Raw genomic sequence first — 14,279 nt, 5'->3', positions numbered from 1 at the left:
AAAAAGTATGAAGAACTGGAGAATGCTGATTCTGGGTGTGGCGGTAGCCGCCAACACCGCGTTCGCAGCACCACAAGTGGTTGATAAAGTCGCTGCCGTTGTGAATAACGGCGTCGTTCTGGAGAGTGACGTAGACAATATGCTGCGCACCGTAAAGGCGCAGGCGCAACAGGCCGGGCAGCAGCTGCCGGACGACAAGACGTTGCGTCACCAGATCCTTGAACGTCAGATCATGGACAACATCATCCTGCAGATGGGCGAAAAAGCGGGGCTGCAGATTAGCGATCAGCAACTCGACCAGGCGATCGGCAATATCGCCGCGCAGAACCATATGAGCCTCGATCAGCTGCGCAGCCGCCTGGCCTACGACGGCGTCAACTACAGCGACTACCGCAGCCAGATCCGCAAAGAGATGCTGATTGCCGAAGTTCGCAACAATGAGGTGCGTCGTCGCGTCACCATCCTGCCGCAGGAAGTCGATACGCTGGCAACCCAGGTCGGTGCGCAAAACGCGCAGGGCACCGAGCTGAACGTCAGCCAAATTCTGCTGCCGCTGCCGGAAAACCCGACGCAGCAGCAGGTCGACGATCAGGAAGCGCTGGCTAAGCAGCTGGTAGGCGAACTGAAAGGCGGCGCGGATTTCGGCAAGCTGGCCGTTACCTACTCCGCCGATCCGCAGGCGCTGAAAGGCGGCAACATGGGCTGGGGCAAAATCGAAGAGCTGCCGACCCTGTTCGCGCAGGCACTCTCCTCTGCGAAAAAAGGTGATATCGTCGGCCCAGTCCGCTCCGGCGTCGGCTTTCATATCCTGAAGGTCAACGATCTGCGCGGCGAGAGCAAAAACATCTCCGTCACCGAAGTGCACGCGCGCCATATCCTGATCAAACCGTCGCCGATCCTGACCGACGAGCAGGCGCGCGCGAAGCTGGAACAGATCGCCGCCGATATCCGCAGCGGTAAAACCAGCTTCGCGGCGGCAGCCAAACAGTTCTCCGACGATCCGGGCTCCGCCAACCAGGGCGGCGATCTGGGCTGGTCCTCTCCGGAAGCCTTCGATCCGGCATTCCGCGACGCCCTGTTACAGCTGCAGAAAGGCCAGACCAGTAAGCCGGTTCACTCCTCTTTCGGCTGGCACCTGATCCAGCTGATGGATACCCGTCAGGTCGATAAGACCGATGCGGCGCAGAAAGAGCGCGCCTATCGCCTGCTTTTCAACCGTAAGTTTGCCGAAGAAGCGCAGACCTGGATGCAGGAACAGCGCGCCAGCGCCTACGTGAAAATCCTGGACGGCAATGCTCAGTAATTATCGCGTCGTCATCACGCCCGGCGAACCCGCCGGGATTGGTCCCGATCTCGCCATTCAGCTGGCTCAGCAAAACTGGCCGGTTGAACTGGTGGTTTGCGCGTCGCCGCAGCTGCTGCATGCGCGCGCCGCTCAGCTCGGCTTGCCGCTGACGCTGCGCGACTATCAGCCCGGCCTCGCGGCGCAGCCGCAGCAGGCCGGCTCGCTGACCATCCTGCCGATAGACACCGCGCAGCCGGTTACGCCGGGCGAACTCCAGCCGGCCAACAGCGCCTACGTGCTGGCGACCCTGGCGCGCGCCTGCGACGGCTGCCTGAACGGCGAATTCGCCGCGCTGATCACCGGCCCGGTGCATAAAGGCGTGATTAACGATGCCGGCATTCCTTTTACCGGCCATACCGAATTCTTCGCCGATCGCGCCGGCGGTCATCGCGTCGTGATGATGCTGGCGACCGAAGAGCTGCGCGTCGCGCTGGCGACCACGCATCTGCCGCTGAAAGATGTCTCTGCGGCCATTACCCACGCCAGCCTGCGCGAAGTGATTACAATTCTGCATCGCGATCTGCAGCAGAAGTTCGCCATCCCACAGCCGCATATCTTCGTCTGCGGGCTCAATCCCCATGCGGGCGAGAGCGGCCATATGGGACGCGAAGAGATCGATACGATTATTCCGGCGCTCGACTCCCTGCGCGAACAGGGCATTCAGCTTACCGGGCCGCTGCCGGCCGACACCCTTTTCCAGCCGAAATATCTGCAGCACGCCGATGCGGTGCTGGCGATGTATCACGATCAGGGTTTGCCGGTGCTAAAATTCCAGGGGTTCGGCCGCGCGGTGAATATCACCCTCGGCCTGCCCTTTATCCGTACTTCCGTCGACCACGGCACCGCGCTGGAGCTGGCAGGTCTGGGCCAGGCGGAGCCGGGCAGCTTTATTACGGCGCTTAACCTCGCCATCACTATGATCAAGAGCAGTAATGAATAATCGCGTCCATCAGGGGCACTACGCCCGTAAACGTTTCGGGCAGAACTTCCTGAACGATCAGTACATTATCGACAGCATTGTCTCCGCCATTCATCCGCAGCGCAGCGAAGCGCTGGTGGAGATCGGCCCTGGCCTCGGCGCGCTGACCGAGCCGGTCGGCGAGCGTCTCGACGCTTTAACGGTGGTCGAGCTGGACCGCGATCTGGCTGCGCGTCTGCAGACCCATCCGTTCCTGGGGCCGAAGCTGACGATCTATCAGCAGGATGCGATGACCTTTGATTTCGCCGCGCTGGCGAAAGAGAAAGGCCAGCCGCTGCGCGTCTTCGGCAACTTGCCTTACAATATTTCGACCCCGCTGATGTTTCACCTTTTCAGCTATACTGGTTCGATTAAAGATATGCACTTCATGCTGCAGAAAGAGGTGGTTAACCGCCTCGTCGCCGGGCCAGGCAGCAAAGCCTACGGCCGCCTCAGCGTGATGGCGCAATATTATTGTCAGGTTATCCCGGTGCTTGAAGTGCCGCCGCACTCTTTTACGCCGCCGCCTAAGGTGGATTCGGCAGTGGTGCGCCTGGTGCCGTTTGTGGAGCCGCCGCATCCGGTCAGTGATATTCGCGTACTGAGCCGCATCACCACCGAAGCCTTCGGCAAGCGCCGCAAAACCCTGCGCAACAGCCTCGGCCATCTGTTCGCCGCCGGCGCGCTGGATGAGCTGGGCATCGATGCAGGACTACGCGCGGAAAACGTGTCGGTGGCGCAATACTGTCAGTTAGCCAACTGGCTGGCGACGCACAACGTTGAACCGCTGGAGTAACGCATGAGTGAATCGGCCCGGATGTCTGTTCAGGTACAAAGTCTCTATATCGCTTCTCAATCCTCGCCGGAAGAGGAGCGCTTCGTCTTTGCCTATACCATTACCATCCGCAATCTGGGTCGAAATGCCGTGCAGCTGCTGGGCCGCTACTGGCTCATCACTAACGGCAACGGACGCGAAACCGAAGTTCAGGGCGAAGGCGTGGTCGGCGAGCAGCCCGTGATTGCGCCCGGCAGCGAATTTCAGTACACCAGCGGCGCCGTTATCGAAACGCCGATGGGCACCATGCAGGGACACTATGTGATGCAGGATGAAGAGGGGGAAACCTTTCACATCGATATCCCGGTGTTCCGCCTCGCCGTAGAAACCCATATACATTGATCTTTTCACCCTTCGCCCGGCTTTGCCGGGCGCGGTTTTTTATTGCGGATAATTCTCTATGAGCACATATCTGATTGGCGACGTTCACGGTTGTTACGATGAGCTACGCGCTCTGCTGGAGCAGGTGGACTTTTCGCCTGAGCAGGATACGCTGTGGCTGACCGGCGATCTGGTCGCGCGCGGCCCAGGTTCGCTTGAGGTGCTGCGCTACGTAAAATCGCTCGGCGAGAGCGTCCGCGTGGTGCTGGGCAATCACGATTTGCATCTGCTGGCGGTGTTCGCCGGCATCAGCCGCAATAAACCCAAGGATCGCCTGACGCCGCTGCTCGAAGCAGAGGACGCCGACGAACTGCTTAACTGGCTGCGCCGTCAGCCGCTGCTGCAGGTCGACGAAGAGAAGAAGCTGGTAATGGCGCATGCCGGCATCACGCCGCAGTGGGATTTAGAGACGGCGCAGGCCTGCGCGCGCGAGCTGGAGGCGGTGCTCTCCAGCGACAGCTATCCACTGTTTCTGGACGCCATGTACGGCGATATGCCGAATAACTGGACGCCGGAGCTGAGTGGCCTGGCGCGCCTGCGCTTTTCCGCCAACGCCCTGACGCGCATGCGCTTCTGCTTCCCCAACGGCCAGCTCGATATGATCTGCAAAGAGGCGCCGGACTCCGCGCCGCCGCCGCTCAGGCCCTGGTTCACGATCCCCGGCAAGCTGCCCGACGACTACACGCAGGTGTTCGGCCACTGGGCCTCGCTGGAGGGCAAAGGCACGCCGCGCGGCGTGATCGGCCTGGATACCGGCTGCTGCTGGGGCGGCGTGCTGACGCTGCTGCACTGGGAAAGCCAGCGCTACTATACGCAGGCCTCTAACCGCCAGCCGTCGATAAACGACAGCGTCCCGCCGCAGCAGTCCGCCTGACGGAGGCGCAAAAGAAAACGCCTTGTCGGTGGACAAGGCGTTTTGCTGACTAACGCTTAGCGGCGATCGAGGATTTCGAAGCAGTAGCTGTGGGAGTTCTGCTCGTCGGCGTCGTGAAACTCGCTAAAGGTCGATTGCCATTCGTCCGGTTCGTAATCCGGGAACTGCGTGTCCCCTTCTACCTCGGCGTCGATATGGGTGAGATAGAGACGATCGGCGCGCTTCAGCATCTGCTCGTAGATCCGCCCGCCGCCAATCACCATTATCTCCGGCACGTCGCCGGCCGCTTTTATCGCCTCATCCAGCGAGGTCACCCAGGTCACCCCTTCCGTCGCGCCCGGCTTGCTGCTGACCACGATATTGAGGCGTCCCGGCAGCGGACGACCGATGGATTCAAAGGTCAGGCGACCCATAATTACCGGTTTATTCAAGGTGTTGCGTTTAAACCACGCCAAATCTGCAGGCAGATTCCACGGCATGGCACCTTCCATACCAATGACGCGATCTGCTGCTAATGCCGCGATCAGACTAATCATGTTAAGAGACTCACAGATAAAAAATTCGCGCCATCATACGTAAAGGCGAAACTTTCGTCGATAGCGGGAAGAGTGTAATTACGTAAAGGGCTTTTGCCACCGCATTTTTATTACTCAGCAGAGTTTTACACCGCTTTTTTCCTGTCCGGTACCCTAAGCCGCCAGATAAAATAGGTTACCTGGCACAAGGGCGGGAATAGCGCGTTTCACCCTGACCTGACGGGGACGGCCGCGCTGATTTGATTAAAAAGGAACCCATAAAGTGAACCACTATCTGACGGTTTTAAAAATGTATGCGGTAATCAACGGTCGCTGTCGTCGCAAAACGTTCTGGCTGTTTTTATTATTTAGCACGCTGATTTCGCTGGCCTGCAGCGCAGTCGATGAACTGTTTGGACTGAAGGTTTTTTTTGACCAGGGGCTGCTTTCGCTTATCTACTCCATTGCCGTCCTGCTCCCCTCCATCGCCGTCGGCGTACGCCGCCTGCACGATCTCGATCGCTCCGGCTGGTGGTTGCTGATTATGTTGATTCCGCTGCTGGGCACTCTGCTGCTGCTGGTTTACTTCTGCCTGCGCGGCACGACCGGTCCCAACCGATTTGGCCCCGATCCGCTGGATGAAACTGCGATCGCCCCATAAAAAAACGGCTCCCTAAGGAGCCGTTTTATGTTTTGACGATTAGAAATCGTAGCGCAGACGCACCAGGTTCATATCGCCCAGGTTGTCGGTGCTGGAGGTAAAGACGTGTTCGTAGTCGACGCGGAAACCGTAGTCGAGGAACAGCGTAACGCCCACGCCGTTGTCGATGCGCTGGTAGTTGCGGCCGTTAACATACTCCAGACGATCGCCCATCACGTAAGGCTGCACCGCTTTCAGGCCGTACTGCTTGACCGGGATTTTGTAGCCGGCGAAGTATTCCAGGCCCCATGCGTCATCGGCAAAGTAGTCGTTGACGTTGCTGCGCTTGGTCAGCAGGAAGTTTTGATACCAGCCGCCGCCCGCGGAGAGCGTCCAGTTGCCCGGCTTCCAGCTCAGTGCGGTGCCGTAGATGTTCTGGTTGTAGTCGCCGCTGTCGCTATTGCCCGGATTACGCATCTCTGCGCGGGTATAGTTCCACGCCGTGCCCCAGGTCAGGTCGTCGGTAATATGGTAATCCACGCCCAGCGAACCGCCGCCTTTGCGCTTGTAGCGCAGCCCGTTGCCCGGCAGGTATTCGTTGTCGCTGAATAGATAAGAGGCGTAGAGATCGACCGCGCCGAAGGTATTTTTATACTTCAGCTGCTTGCGCGAACGGTAAGAGCCGTCGTAGTCGCCGTTGATGCCGTTGCCCGGCGCCTGGCCTTTCATGTCGTAATCCCAGATATCGGTCTTCGCGCCGACAACGTCATAGAAGACGCTGTTCTGCTGGCCGAAATAGATCTCACCCCAGGTTTTACTTTTCAGGCCGGTATAGAGCTGGCGACGGGTAGTGTCGTTGGCGCCATCTTTATAATGGTTATCCCAGTCGAATACGGCGGGAATATTAACGCCCACCTCGTAGTAGCTGGCCCAGCTAATATCGTCGAACAGATAATAGTCAGCGGCGAAACGGAAGCGGGTGCCGCCGTCAAAGCCATTACGCTTGTAAGATTTATCGTTGACGCCGGTCTGATGTTCGAACTGCGGACGAATACTGCCGCCCACGGTGAAGTTCAGTCGGCTCAGCGGATCGCCCGCCTGCGGATCTTGTTTAAGCAGAGTAATTTCAGCCTGGCTGGCAAAGGGCGCAGCCGCCATCAACGCAGCAATAGCGCTCAGTGTAAAAGCACGCATTTTCATTTTTTTATAAATCCCTGATTGGCCCGGAAGAATAGGCGGCGAAATATTACGTTGAGCAGACAGGCTTTCGCTTTATAAATTTGTGCGGTTTTTACGGAAAATTGCAGCAATAGCATTGCGCGCTAAGCCTAAAGACAAATGCGCAAAACTTTAATCGTTTTTAGTTATTTATTATCAAAGCAGGCGATAAAAAATAAAAAAACGGCCCCGGGGGGCCGTTTAATTATGCACGGAAATTAACCATTAATAAGCGCGTGCATTTCTTGTACGGAAATGACTTTTTCCGTCGGATCCGCATTCAGCGACATCGCCGTGGCGAAACCGCCGTTCAGCGTGGTGTCGTAGTGCACTTTATACTGCAGCGCGCTGCGGCGAATAGCGCGCGAATCCTCAATTGCCTGACGACCGGCAGTGGTGTTGACGATATAGGTATATTCGCCGTTCTTCAGACGATCCTGAATATGCGGACGACCTTCGTGCACCTTATTCACCAGACGCGGATTAATGCCCGCTTCGCCCAGCACCACGGCGGTGCCGTGGGTGGCGTCGAGCTCAAAGCCGAACTTCAGCAGCTTGGCTGCCAGATCGACGATGCGCTTCTTGTCGCCTTCGCGTACCGACAGCAGCGCGCGACCGCTCTTCTTCATATTGCTCTGAGCGCCCAGCATCGCTTTCGAGAAGGCTTCGGCAAAGGTACGGCCCACGCCCATCACTTCGCCGGTGGAGCGCATTTCCGGGCCGAGAATCGGATCCACGCCCTGGAATTTATTGAACGGCAGCACGACCTCTTTCACCGAGTAGTACGGCGGGATGACCTCTTCCGTGACGCCCTGCTCGGCCAGCGTTTTGCCCGCCATGACGCGCGCCGCCACTTTCGCCAGCGGCACGCCGGTGGCTTTAGAGACGAACGGTACGGTACGCGCCGCACGCGGGTTGACCTCAATCAGGTAAACCTCGTTGTCCTTCACCGCGAACTGTACGTTCATCAGGCCGCGCACGTTGAGTTCGAACGCCAGGCGCTCGACCTGCTGACGCATCACGTTCTGAATCTCCTGGCTTAGCGTGTAGGCGGGCAGCGAACAGGCGGAGTCACCCGAGTGCACGCCCGCCTGCTCGATGTGCTCCATAATGCCGCCAATCAGCACGCGCTCGCCGTCGCAGATCGCATCCACGTCTACCTCGACCGCGTCGTCCAGGAAGCGGTCCAGCAGCACCGGCGCGTCGTTGGAGACGGAGACGGCGGTCTGGAAGTAGCGCTTGAGGTCGATCTCGTCGTAGACGATCTCCATTGCGCGGCCGCCCAGCACATAAGAAGGACGCACCACCAACGGATAGCCGAGGCTGGCCGCTTTCTCGACCGCCTGCTCCAGCGTAGTGACGGTGGCGTTAGCTGGCTGCTTCAGGTTCAGGCGATCCACCGCCTGCTGGAAGCGCTCGCGATCTTCGGCGCGGTCAATCGCGTCCGGGCTGGTGCCGATAACCGGCACGCCCGCGGCTTCCAGCGCGCGCGCCAGCTTCAGCGGCGTCTGGCCGCCGTACTGCACGATCACGCCTTTCGGCTGCTCGATGCGCACGATCTCCAGCACGTCTTCCAGCGTGACCGGCTCGAAGTAAAGACGGTCAGAGGTGTCGTAGTCGGTAGAAACCGTTTCCGGGTTGCAGTTCACCATAATGGTTTCGAAACCATCTTCGCGCAGCGCCAGCGCGGCGTGTACGCAGCAGTAGTCGAACTCAATGCCCTGGCCAATGCGGTTTGGTCCGCCGCCCAGCACCATGATCTTGTCGCGATCCTGATTCGGGTTCGCCTCGCACTCCTCTTCATAGGTGGAGTACATATAGGCGGTATCGGTGGCGAATTCGGCGGCGCAGGTATCGACGCGCTTATAGACCGGATGCAGATTGTACTGCTGACGCAGCTTGCGGATCTCACTTTCCGAGACGCCCGCCAGCGCCGCCAGACGCGCGTCGGCGAAGCCTTTGCGCTTCAGCGCGCGCAGGAACGGCTGGCTCAGGCCGTTGACGCCTTCGCGCGCCACCTGCTCTTCCAGACGCACCAGCTCTTCGATCTGCACCAGGAACCAGCGATCGATATTGGTCAGGTTGAAGACGCCGTCGACCGACATCCCGGCGCGGAACGCATCGGCGATGTACCAGATACGCTCGGCGCCCGCATCTTTCAGTTCGCGGCGAATGCGGGTCAGCGCATCGGCATCGTCAAGGTGCACTTTCGGGTCGAAGCCGTTAGCACCCACTTCCAGACCGCGCAGCGCTTTCTGCATCGACTCCTGGAAGGTGCGGCCAATCGCCATCACCTCGCCGACCGATTTCATCTGGGTGGTCAGACGATCGTTCGCGCCGGCGAATTTCTCGAAATTGAAGCGCGGGATTTTGGTGACGACGTAGTCGATAGAGGGTTCAAACGACGCCGGCGTCAGACCGCCGGTGATGTCGTTCATCAGCTCGTCCAGCGTGAAGCCGACCGCCAGCTTGGCCGCCACTTTGGCGATCGGGAAGCCGGTCGCCTTAGAGGCGAGCGCCGAGGAGCGCGAGACGCGCGGGTTCATTTCGATAACGATCAGACGGCCGTCCTTCGGGTTGACCGAGAACTGTACGTTGGAGCCGCCTGTTTCCACGCCGATTTCACGCAGTACCGCCAGCGAGGCGTTACGCATGATCTGATACTCTTTATCGGTCAGCGTCTGGGCCGGCGCGACGGTGATGGAGTCGCCGGTGTGAATGCCCATGGCGTCGAAGTTTTCGATAGAGCAGACGATGATGCAGTTGTCGTTCTTGTCGCGCACCACCTCCATCTCATATTCTTTCCAGCCAATCAGCGACTCATCGATCAGCAGTTCGTTGGTTGGCGAGAGATCGAGACCGCGTTCGCAGATCTCTTCAAACTCTTCACGGTTGTAGGCGATGCCGCCGCCGGTGCCGCCCATGGTAAACGAGGGGCGAATAATGCACGGGAAGCCGACATCTTCCGCTACGGCCAGCGCCTCTTCCATGGAATGGGCGATGCCTGAACGCGCCGTATCCAGTCCGATGCTTTTCATCGCCACGTCGAAACGGCGACGATCTTCTGCTTTGTCGATCGCATCAGCCGTGGCGCCAATCATGGTGACGCCAAACTCTTCCAGCACGCCCTGACGCTCCAGCTCCAGCGCGCAGTTCAGCGCGGTCTGGCCGCCCATGGTCGGCAGCACCGCATCCGGGCGCTCTTTTTCGATAATTTTGCGTACCACTTCCCAGTGAATCGGCTCGATATAGGTCGCATCTGCCATCTCCGGGTCGGTCATAATGGTCGCCGGATTGGAGTTTACCAAAATGACGCGGTAGCCCTCTTCGCGTAGCGCCTTACACGCCTGCGCGCCAGAGTAGTCAAACTCACAGGCCTGGCCGATAACAATCGGGCCTGCGCCAAGGATCAGGATGGATTTTATATCTGTACGTTTCGGCATTTTCTGGCTCCTGATTACTTAGCTTTCGAACGGTAGGCTTCGATCAGCTCGATAAAGTGATCGAACAGCGGCGCAGCGTCGTGCGGGCCCGGGCTCGCTTCCGGATGTCCCTGGAAGCTGAACGCCGGTTTATCGGTGCGGTGGATGCCCTGCACCGTTTTGTCGAACAGCGAAATGTGCGTCACGCGCAGGTTCGCCGGCAGGCTGGCGTCATCGACGGCAAAACCGTGGTTTTGCGCGGTGATCATGACGCGATTGTTGTCGAGATCCTGCACTGGATGGTTGCCGCCGTGGTGGCCAAGCTTCATCTTCACCGTTTTCGCACCGCTCGCCAGCGCCAGCAGCTGGTGGCCGAGACAGATGCCGAACACCGGAATTTCCGTCTCAAGGAAAGCTTTGATCGCGCTGATGGCATAATCGCACGGCTCCGGGTCGCCCGGTCCGTTAGAGAGGAAAATTCCGTCTGGGTTAAGCTTCAGCACCTCTTCCGCGGGCGTCTGCGCCGGCACCACCGTCAGGCGACAGCCGCGATCCACCAGCATGCGGAAGATATTGAATTTCACGCCGTAATCGTAGGCCACGACGTGATACGGCAGCGCTTCCGCGCTCTTCGCCTGCGGCAGGCCCTCGTTCAGCGTCCAGGAGCCCTGCTGCCAGCTATAGGTCTCTGCCGTTGTGACTTCTTTCGCCAGATCCATTCCTTTCAGCCCCGGGAACGCCTGCGCTTTCTGCAGCGCCAGCGCCGCGTCGGGGTTGTCACCCGCGATGATGCAGCCGTTTTGCGCTCCTTTTTCACGCAGCAGGCGCGTCAGCTTACGGGTGTCGATATCGGCGATGCCCACCACGTTATTGCGCTGCAGGTAGGCTGACAGGCTCTCTTCGCTGCGGAAGTTGCTGACAATCAGCGGCAGGTCGCGAATGACCAGGCCTTGCGCGTGAATTTGCGTGGATTCTGCGTCAGCAGCGTTGACGCCGACATTGCCGATATGGGGATAAGTGAGGGTGACGATCTGGCGGGAATAGGAGGGATCAGTGAGTATTTCTTGATAACCGGTCATTGACGTATTGAAAACGACCTCCCCCACTGCCGATCCCGTTGCCCCTATGGCCCGACCGTGGAATTGGGTTCCGTCTTCCAGAACCAAGAGCGCTGACTTAATCAAAACATCCTCCAGGGAATAAACAGTCACAATATTTGCATATTAATTCAAAATTTGGCCCTGAATCAAGGCAAAAACCGCCTGAGTGGTCGATTTTTGGCAAATTGCGCGCATTCTAATGATCGCACTCAGGCTTGTCTACCCTGAAGCGTATTTTTTTAGTGGTTTTCGAGTCACTGAAGGGTAAAACCAGGAATAAGTCGCAAAAAAGCGATATTAACGGTGGGATTAAACGGTTGCCTGAGTGAAATAAGATAAAAGCGGGCCTGAGAGATCACTATTTTTGACCAAATGGTCAAAAAAGCTCTTTTTTTAACCTTCACAACCGAGAAAACACGGCATTTTGAGAATCTTAACTAAAAAAACTCGCATAACTAGCTTTTCTTATGAAAAATAAAGGGCGATAACATTATCGCCCTGCTCAATCAATCTCTTACCGATTGAAATAACCACATCACGATGGTTCACAACACTCACATCAGCGATAAATCCAGCACGTCCCGCATATCGTAGAGGCCAAATTTCTTCTCTTTTAACCACAACGCCGCCTTAACAGCGCCATTTGCGAAAGTCATGCGGCTTGAAGCCTTGTGGGTAATCTCGACGCGCTCGCCGATATCCGCAAACATCGCCGTATGCTCGCCGACGATGTCGCCCGCGCGCACCGTGGCAAAACCGATGGTCTGCGGCTTGCGCTCGCCAGTATGGCCTTCGCGCGCGTAGACGGCATGCTCCTTTAAATCCCAGCTCATGGCGTCGGCAATCGCTTCACCCATCGCCAGCGCCGTACCGGAAGGCGCGTCAACCTTATGACGATGGTGCGCTTCAATAATTTCGATATCGGCGTAGTCGCCCATCACCTTCGCCGCTTTCTCCAGCAGCTTAAGCACCAGATTCACGCCGACGCTAAAATTGGCGGCGAAAACGATGCCGATATCGGCGGCGGCGGCCTGAATCGCCGCTTTGCCCGCGTCGTCAAAGCCGGTGGTGCCGATCACCATCGCCTTGTTGTATTCGCGGCACAGCGCCAGATAGTGCAGCGTGCCTTCAGGGCGGGTGAAATCCACCAGCACGTCAAAGTCATCCATCACGCTGCGTAAATCGTCGGCGATAATAACGCCGTTTTTTCCCAGCCCCGCCAGTTCGCCGGCGTCGCTGCCAGTCAGCGAAGATCCGGGACGCACCAGCGCGGCGCCCAGCTCGACGCCCTCCGCCTGCTGCGTCGCCTCAATCAGATTGCGTCCCATGCGGCCTGACGCGCCTACGATGGCAATGCGGTAATTACTCATATTTATTCATTCCTGATACAAAACTATGCATGCAAAGCGCAATCAGGTTAACGGTCAGTTAACAGACGCGCCACTACTAAACCGGGATAATTAGAATTTCAGGGTAGCGCTTACCGATTATCAGTAAAAGCAATTCCGCTGGCTGGAACTCAACGCTTTCGCCCATAAAAAAGGCCGACTGTCGTCGACCTTTCAGCAAGCTGAGGGTGCAGTATTACTGCACGTTGCGCACTTCGACGCGCAGCTCTTTCGGCACTTCAAAAACAATGTTCTCTTCGCGGCCGATCAGCTCGATGGCCGCTTCGCCGCCCATTTCGCGCAGGCGCTGGATCACCTGCTGCACAAGGATGTCGGGCGCCGATGCGCCAGCGGTTACGCCAATGCACGAAATGCCTTTGACCCACTCTTCCTGGATGTCGTCCGCGGAGTCGATCAGTTTCGCCAGCTTGCCGGCGCGCTGCGCCAGCTCCGCCAGACGATTGGAGTTTGAAGAGTTCTTCGAGCCGACCACCAGCACCACTTCCGCATCGCGCGCCAGCACGCGCACCGCTTCCTGCCGGTTGGTGGTGGCATAACAGATATCGTCTTTACGCGGGCCGATAATGGCCGGAAAGCGCGCGCGCAGCGCATCGATCACGTCAGAGGTATCGTCGACCGACAGCGTTGTCTGCGTCATAAAGCAGAGATTGCTCTCATCCTTTACCTGCAGCTTAAAGACATCTTCCGGCGACTCCACCAGATACATGCCGCCGTTCGGGTTGCTGTACTGGCCCATGGTGCCTTCGACTTCCGGATGCCCGGCATGGCCGATCAGGATCGCTTCCACCCCTTTGCGGCTGGCGCGCGCCACCTCCATATGCACCTTGGTGACCAGCGGACAGGTGGCGTCGAACAGCATCGTCAGGCTGCGCGCTTTCGCTTCGGCGCGTACCGCCTGCGATACGCCGTGCGCCGAGAAAATCAAAATGGCGTTGTCCGGCACTTCGCTGATCTCTTCGATAAAGATCGCGCCGCGTTCACGCAGGCTGTTCACCACATAGCGGTTGTGCACCACTTCATGACGCACATAGATCGGCGCGCCGTACATCTCCAGCGCACGCTCGACAATGCTGATGGCGCGATCGACGCCGGCGCAAAAGCCGCGCGGGTTAGCCAGCAGGATTTGCATCGTTTGCCTCCAGTGCCGGATTGACTTCCAGCACGTCGATATCGAAGTGAACCTGATGACCGGCCAGCGGATGGTTGAAATCCACGGTGATGGAATCCCCGGAGATTTCGCGGATCACGCCGGGCATTTCGCTGCCGCCCATGCCGGTAAAGAGCATAATGGCGCCGATTTCCGGCTCGCCCGCATTAATAAAGTCGCGGCGCGAGAAGTACTGGATCAGATCCGGGCTGACGGCGCCGAACGCCGCTTCCGGCTCGAGCGTAAAGGCGTGCTTGTCGCCCGCCTTCAGTCCCAGCAGCTCCTGCTCCAGCGCGGCGGAAAGGCTGCCGTCGCCCAGGCGGAACAGCGCCGGTTTGCCGGACGCGGAGGTCGACTCCGCGACGGAGCCATCCTCAAGCTTCAGCGTGAAATGCAGCAGCACCGCGCTGTCGCGCTCTACAGAGACTGTCATGT

13 protein-coding genes are annotated in these 14,279 nt (G+C 58.4%); 6 read left to right on the top strand and 7 right to left on the bottom strand.

The window, feature by feature from the left end; all coding sequences use genetic code 11:
- Positions 1 to 7: 7 nt before the first annotated feature.
- From surA to apaH, 5 genes are read left to right on the top strand one after another with little or no spacing between them, the layout of a single operon-like run.
- A complete protein-coding gene (surA, locus tag HA46_RS01590) occupies positions 8 to 1,303 on the top strand; it encodes a peptidylprolyl isomerase SurA (RefSeq protein WP_084881975.1) in 1,296 nt (431 codons plus the stop codon).
- Positions 1,293 to 2,285, top strand: a complete 993-nt coding sequence (gene pdxA, locus HA46_RS01585) for a 4-hydroxythreonine-4-phosphate dehydrogenase PdxA (RefSeq protein WP_033793459.1) — start codon at positions 1,293 to 1,295, stop codon at positions 2,283 to 2,285. Before surA ends, pdxA begins: the two co-directional genes overlap by 11 nt.
- Positions 2,278 to 3,099, top strand: coding sequence for a 16S rRNA (adenine(1518)-N(6)/adenine(1519)-N(6))-dimethyltransferase RsmA (rsmA, locus tag HA46_RS01580; RefSeq protein ID WP_033793458.1), 822 nt, complete (start codon positions 2,278 to 2,280; stop codon positions 3,097 to 3,099). Before pdxA ends, rsmA begins: the two co-directional genes overlap by 8 nt.
- A gap of 3 nt (positions 3,100 to 3,102) precedes the next feature.
- The gene (gene apaG / locus HA46_RS01575) at positions 3,103 to 3,480 is read left to right on the top strand and encodes a Co2+/Mg2+ efflux protein ApaG (protein WP_033749449.1); all 378 of its coding nucleotides are present in this window, start codon (positions 3,103 to 3,105) and stop codon (positions 3,478 to 3,480) included.
- A 58-nt stretch (positions 3,481 to 3,538) separates the two neighbouring features.
- Positions 3,539 to 4,393, top strand: a complete 855-nt coding sequence (apaH, locus tag HA46_RS01570) for a bis(5'-nucleosyl)-tetraphosphatase (symmetrical) ApaH (RefSeq protein ID WP_084881974.1) — start codon at positions 3,539 to 3,541, stop codon at positions 4,391 to 4,393.
- Between the two features lie 56 nt (positions 4,394 to 4,449).
- On the opposite strand, the gene folA is transcribed toward apaH, so the two are convergent.
- Positions 4,450 to 4,929, bottom strand: coding sequence for a type 3 dihydrofolate reductase (gene folA / locus HA46_RS01565; protein ID WP_033793456.1), 480 nt, complete (start codon positions 4,927 to 4,929; stop codon positions 4,450 to 4,452).
- 262 nt (positions 4,930 to 5,191) lie between these two features.
- Between folA and HA46_RS01560 the strand changes: the two genes are divergently transcribed.
- Positions 5,192 to 5,569 carry a DUF805 domain-containing protein gene (locus tag HA46_RS01560; protein ID WP_084881973.1) on the top strand — a complete coding sequence of 126 codons (378 nt, stop codon included), beginning with the start codon at positions 5,192 to 5,194 and terminating at the stop codon, positions 5,567 to 5,569.
- Positions 5,570 to 5,608: 39 nt separating this feature from the next.
- Here the strand turns inward: HA46_RS01560 and HA46_RS01555 are convergent, their stop codons facing one another.
- The 6 genes from HA46_RS01555 to fkpB all read right to left on the bottom strand — a co-directional run bounded on the left by HA46_RS01555 (position 5,609) and on the right by fkpB (position 14,277).
- On the bottom strand, positions 5,609 to 6,748 hold the full coding sequence (locus tag HA46_RS01555) for a porin (RefSeq protein WP_033749446.1): 1,140 nt from the start codon (positions 6,746 to 6,748) through the stop codon (positions 5,609 to 5,611).
- Between the two features lie 236 nt (positions 6,749 to 6,984).
- Complete coding sequence (gene carB / locus HA46_RS01550; protein WP_033793454.1) at positions 6,985 to 10,209, bottom strand: carbamoyl-phosphate synthase large subunit; 3,225 nt, start codon at positions 10,207 to 10,209, stop codon at positions 6,985 to 6,987.
- A 14-nt stretch (positions 10,210 to 10,223) separates the two neighbouring features.
- Positions 10,224 to 11,372, bottom strand: a complete 1,149-nt coding sequence (carA, locus tag HA46_RS01545; protein ID WP_084881972.1) for a glutamine-hydrolyzing carbamoyl-phosphate synthase small subunit — start codon at positions 11,370 to 11,372, stop codon at positions 10,224 to 10,226.
- 470 nt (positions 11,373 to 11,842) lie between these two features.
- Positions 11,843 to 12,658 carry a 4-hydroxy-tetrahydrodipicolinate reductase gene (gene dapB, locus HA46_RS01540; RefSeq protein WP_084881971.1) on the bottom strand — a complete coding sequence of 272 codons (816 nt, stop codon included), beginning with the start codon at positions 12,656 to 12,658 and terminating at the stop codon, positions 11,843 to 11,845.
- Between the two features lie 214 nt (positions 12,659 to 12,872).
- On the bottom strand, positions 12,873 to 13,826 hold the full coding sequence (gene ispH / locus HA46_RS01535) for a 4-hydroxy-3-methylbut-2-enyl diphosphate reductase (protein ID WP_033793451.1): 954 nt from the start codon (positions 13,824 to 13,826) through the stop codon (positions 12,873 to 12,875).
- Complete coding sequence (fkpB, locus tag HA46_RS01530) at positions 13,807 to 14,277, bottom strand: FKBP-type peptidyl-prolyl cis-trans isomerase (protein ID WP_033749437.1); 471 nt, start codon at positions 14,275 to 14,277, stop codon at positions 13,807 to 13,809. The genes ispH and fkpB overlap by 20 nt, the downstream gene beginning before the upstream one ends.
- Positions 14,278 to 14,279: the final 2 nt, after the last annotated feature.

Origin of the sequence: Pantoea septica (assembly GCF_002095575.1) — a bacterium.
GTDB lineage: Bacteria > Pseudomonadota > Gammaproteobacteria > Enterobacterales > Enterobacteriaceae > Pantoea > Pantoea septica.
The sequence above is the reverse complement of the archived record's forward strand: the minus strand, read 5'-3'. Positions and strand labels throughout refer to the sequence as shown.

Coding starts and splice junctions, on each gene's coding strand:
- HA46_RS01555 (WP_033749446.1), bottom strand. CDS start 6,748: ATGAAAATGCGTGCTTTTACACTGAGCGCTATTGCTGCGTTGATGGCG.
- pdxA (WP_033793459.1), top strand. CDS start 1,293: ATGCTCAGTAATTATCGCGTCGTCATCACGCCCGGCGAACCCGCCGGG.
- surA (WP_084881975.1), top strand. CDS start 8: ATGAAGAACTGGAGAATGCTGATTCTGGGTGTGGCGGTAGCCGCCAAC.
- carB (WP_033793454.1), bottom strand. CDS start 10,209: ATGCCGAAACGTACAGATATAAAATCCATCCTGATCCTTGGCGCAGGC.
- apaG (WP_033749449.1), top strand. CDS start 3,103: ATGAGTGAATCGGCCCGGATGTCTGTTCAGGTACAAAGTCTCTATATC.
- rsmA (WP_033793458.1), top strand. CDS start 2,278: ATGAATAATCGCGTCCATCAGGGGCACTACGCCCGTAAACGTTTCGGG.
- fkpB (WP_033749437.1), bottom strand. CDS start 14,277: ATGACAGTCTCTGTAGAGCGCGACAGCGCGGTGCTGCTGCATTTCACG.
- apaH (WP_084881974.1), top strand. CDS start 3,539: ATGAGCACATATCTGATTGGCGACGTTCACGGTTGTTACGATGAGCTA.
- folA (WP_033793456.1), bottom strand. CDS start 4,929: ATGATTAGTCTGATCGCGGCATTAGCAGCAGATCGCGTCATTGGTATG.
- ispH (WP_033793451.1), bottom strand. CDS start 13,826: ATGCAAATCCTGCTGGCTAACCCGCGCGGCTTTTGCGCCGGCGTCGAT.
- dapB (WP_084881971.1), bottom strand. CDS start 12,658: ATGAGTAATTACCGCATTGCCATCGTAGGCGCGTCAGGCCGCATGGGA.